Annotated in this window: 1 protein-coding gene; it reads right to left on the bottom strand. The window is 42.8% G+C overall.

Annotation, left to right across the window (positions count from 1 at the left end; genetic code table 11):
- Positions 1-18: 18 nt before the first annotated feature.
- Positions 19-789: bifunctional N-acetylglucosamine-1-phosphate uridyltransferase/glucosamine-1-phosphate acetyltransferase (locus tag A3739_RS20490; protein WP_197472467.1), on the bottom strand; the 771-nt coding region annotated here is incomplete at its 5' end.

Below are 789 nucleotides of genomic sequence, written 5' to 3'. Positions count from 1 at the left end.
CTCGTTCCTTGAGAAAACCTAGTCTTTCGTTGGTTTTTTCCAATTGGAAATATTTACTTGCTTACCTCGCGCTACAGCGAGTTGATGCTCATCGACATTTTTTGTCACGACAGAACCTGCACCTACCGTTGCACCCTTCTCAATTTTTACTGGGGCGACGAGAGACGAGTTCGAACCAATAAACACATCATCGCCAAGTTCTGTTTGGTATTTGTTTACACCGTCATAGTTACAGGTGATCGTGCCTGCACCGATATTTACACCCGCGCCAATCTCTGCGTCTCCGATATAGCTCAAGTGATTCACTTTCGAACCTTCGCCAATATTTGTTTTCTTCGTTTCGACAAAATTACCGATTTTAGCGTTGTCAGAAAGCTTAGTTCCGGGGCGGAGTCGAGCATAGGGGCCAATATCGCAATCCGATCCAACAATAGAGTCCTCGATGACTGAATTCGCTTTGATAACCGTACCTGAGGCAATAGTAGTGTTTTTAATCAAGCAATTAGGACCTATTGAAACGTTGGCTTCTATTGAAACATTGCCTTCAAAGATACAATTTAAATCGATTGTTACGTCTTGACCACAGGCCAAAGTACCACGGATATCAATACGGTTTGGATCAAATAGGCTCACGCCGTTTCTTAACAAGGCTTCACCAAGTTGGGATTGATACCAACATTCAAGTTCACACAGTTGTAAGCGATCATTTACGCCTTGAACTTCTTCTGGAGAATTCGGAAAACACGCTTCAACTTCTTTTCCTTGATTAACCGCTAAAGCAACAAAGTC

The sequence above is a fragment of the Oleiphilus sp. HI0067 genome, assembly GCF_001635735.1.
This window is presented reverse-complemented; position numbering and strand designations above follow the sequence as displayed.